The 3,262-nt window shown below is 65.5% G+C and carries 3 protein-coding genes; 2 read left to right on the top strand and 1 reads right to left on the bottom strand.

What is annotated here, in order from left to right:
• Positions 1-719, bottom strand: a 719-nt coding sequence (otnK, locus tag HUK84_RS13205) for a 3-oxo-tetronate kinase (protein WP_176640706.1), incomplete at its 3' end; no start/stop codon positions are given.
• Positions 720-1,081: 362 nt separating this feature from the next.
• Here otnK and HUK84_RS13200 point away from each other — a divergent pair.
• Positions 1,082-1,864, top strand: a complete 783-nt coding sequence (locus HUK84_RS13200) for a GntR family transcriptional regulator (RefSeq protein WP_176640705.1) — start codon at positions 1,082-1,084, stop codon at positions 1,862-1,864.
• Between the two features lie 94 nt (positions 1,865-1,958).
• Positions 1,959-2,891 carry a LysR family transcriptional regulator gene (locus HUK84_RS13195; RefSeq protein ID WP_176640704.1) on the top strand — a complete coding sequence of 311 codons (933 nt, stop codon included), beginning with the start codon at positions 1,959-1,961 and terminating at the stop codon, positions 2,889-2,891.
• The last annotated feature ends 371 nt before the right edge of the window (positions 2,892-3,262 follow it).

Below are 3,262 nucleotides of genomic sequence, written 5' to 3'. Positions count from 1 at the left end.
AAATTGGCCGGCAGCCCCATCGCCATGCCCGACCCGCCGGTCACCAGCGCATGGTCGGCGCACGCCTCGCCCAACACCATCAGGTCGCCATCGTCCAGCGCATCGGCGATCGCCAGGCCCATGCCCTCGGCCCGCAATTCCGCCATGCGCATGCGGACCGCCTCGCTCCCCCGTGCCACGGCCCGATGGGCGACCAGCCCCACCGGCAGGTTCGTCTGGGTCCGCAACACCCGCACCAGGTTCGGATCGCGCATGGGCGTCAGCGGATGGTTGCGCATTCCGCTCTCGCTCAGCAGCACGCCGTCCACGAACAGATATCCCTGGCAGACCACGCGCCCATTGGCCGGAAAGGCCGGGCACGCCACGGCGAAGGGCGCCCCCAGCGCCTCCAGCAGGGCCTGCGCCACCGGGCCGATATTCCCCTCCGGCGTCGAATCGAAGGTCGAGCAATATTTGAAGAAGATCTGTCGGCATCCCATGTTCCGCAGCCACGTCAGGGCATCCAGCGACTGCGCGACGGCCTGTTCGGCGGGAATGGTGCGGGTCTTCAACGCAACCACGACGGCATCGGCGGCGCTGTCGGCCGGCATCGCCCCATCCTGCACGCCGATCGTCTGGACCGTGCGCATCCCGCCCGCGACCAGCGTGCTGGCCAGGTCGGTCGCTCCGGTGAAATCATCGGCGATGCAGCCCAGCAGAGGTCCGCGTATCCGTGTCATGAATGTGACCCTTCTCCGACAATGGTGACCGACGGCATGTGATTCCGGAAAGATCATGATGACGGCTGAATCGTTCGCCGCTCCGGGGCGGCGAACGATCCACGGAAAGCCCGCCCGGTCAGCCGTCACGCCCCCGACAGGCATGGCCGGGCAGGGGGCGGAACCCTGGTCGTCGGCGATGAACCATGGGCGCGCCCCGACTCCCCACAGCCGATGAGTGCGATTATCTTTGCGATTGTCTTCATAGTGGTGCGTCCCCGCTTCCATGACGGTGCAGCCATTCTTTTTCTTCCGCAGATCCGATCCGATCGGATATACGATATGCAGGGACCGTCGCCGACGGCCCAGGGAGATGTCAAGACATGTTTGCGAGACCGCCGCGACGCGGCCCTTCACCCGTCGCCTCCGAACCGGACATCGCCGCACCAACGCCATCTTCGGCTGACCTGTCTTCGGCTAATCTGCCTGCGGCCGACCAGTCTTCCGTCCGCCCCTTGGCCCGGCCGGTCCGGCTGGCCGGCGAGGTGTACGAGATCCTGCTCAAACGTCTGATGGCCCTCGATATCGAGCCGGGAGACCGAATCGGCGTCGATGCGCTGGTGCGCGAACTCGAAGTCTCGCAAACCCCGATCCGCGAGGCCCTCAGCCGCCTGGAAACCCAGGGCCTGGTCGTGAAAGTGCATCTGTCGGGCTACCGCGCGGCCCCGCAACTGACCCGCAAGCAGTTCGCCGACCTCTCCGAATTGCGCCTGCTGCTCGAACCCGCCGCCGCCGCCAAGGCGACCCTGCTGATGTCCGACGCCGAACGTGATGCGATCGGCGCGATTGCCGACGGCATGGGCCGGCGTTTCAGCACCGACACCCAGGTGGCGTATAACCGCTTCGCCGAGGAAGACACTCGCTTCCACGCCGCCATCGCGAAGGCCAGCCGAAATGAGCTGTTCCATGACATCCTCGTGCGCCAGGCCGTGCATGTCCGGCTGTTTCGCCTGCGGCTCTTCTCCCAGGTCACGACCGACGCCCTTGTCGAACACGCCCGGATCATGGAAGCCTTCCACGCCCGCGATCCCGACGCCGTCGCGGCAGCCATGCGCACCCACCTGGAAAACGCCTATGCTCGCTTCGCCGTGATCTACGACAGCTAATATCTCGGACCTGAAATGTGTCTCGAACCTGAAATCCTTTTTGATTCAGGTCCATAGTGGATACCGTACACCGAGCCACGAGGCACCGAGACAGATGCATCAGCTTCTGACGCGACTGAAATTCCGCCATCTGACGCTGGTCCTCACGCTGGAGGAAAGCGGCAACCTCCACCGCACCGCCGAACTTCTGAACATGTCGCAGCCCACGGCGACGAAGCTGCTGCAGGAAGTCGAACACACACTGGGCGTATCGCTGTTCGAGCGCCTGCCCAAAGGCATGGTACCGACGTCGTTCGGCTCGCTGGTGGCGCGCCACGCCCGCCTGATGCTCAACGACATCGGACGCCTCCGGCAGGACATCGACGAATTGCGGACCGGCATTTCCGGCGTGGTCCGGATCGGCTCGATCGTCACAGCGCTGCCCGATCTCGTCGCGCCGGCCATCGGTCGCATCGTCGAGGACCATCCCCACATCTCCATCTCGCTGGCGACCGATAGCAGTGACGTCCTGCTGGTGGACCTGCAGAACGGCCGGCTCGACCTGATGGTCGGCCGGCCGGTCAGCCTCATCCAGAACGAGGATCTCGACATCGAACCACTGGGCGACGAGGATCTGCGGATCGTCGTCCGTCCGGGCCACCCGCTGCTGGCGCGCCCCGGCCTGACGCTGCGCGACCTGGCCGGCGAACGCTGGTTGCTGCAACCGTCCACCAGCCCGATGCGGCGCGCGATCGAGGCAGCCTTCACGGTCGAACGTCTGCCTTTTCCCCCGCCTCCGGTCGAATCCGCGTCGGTCACCGCCACGATCTTCATGCTCGTGGAAACGACCCTCGTCGCGGTGCTGCCGCACAAGATCAGCGCCTTCTTCGTCCGTCATGGCGCCATCGCGGAACTGCCGGTCCGACTGCCGCCGATCCTGCGCCCCTACGCGATGGTGACGCTGCGCAATCGTCCAACGGGCAATGCGCTGATGCGGGTCAAGGCGCTTCTGCGCGCCGGGACGGCCGCGGAAATGCTCGGCGACTGAACCTCCCGGGCAAGGAAAACCCCTCCCGGGTTGCAACCATCAATCGCAACGCCGGCGCCGCAATATTCGCGGGCGGCATCGGTTCGAGGGATCGGATTTCGTAATCGGTCTCTCTCAAAACGCGATTTGCAATCGCCCGCATGTCCCGAACAGGATGCGTGCAAGACCAACGACAATGCCTGCGGACAAGAACGGCCCATAAGGGTTCGCCCCCAATGGTTCGCCCGAAATCCGACAGGTAGGGGAAGCATCACATGCATGTTCTGATACTTGGCGCCGCCGGCATGATCGGGCGCAAGCTGGCCGAAGCACTCGCCCGTCACCCCCGGATCGGCGCGCGGCCGATCGCCCGCCTGACCCTGGCCGACGTC

The organism is Nguyenibacter vanlangensis, assembly GCF_013376155.1.
Lineage (GTDB): Bacteria > Pseudomonadota > Alphaproteobacteria > Acetobacterales > Acetobacteraceae > Gluconacetobacter > Gluconacetobacter vanlangensis.
The sequence above is the reverse complement of the archived record's forward strand: the minus strand, read 5'-3'. Positions and strand labels throughout refer to the sequence as shown.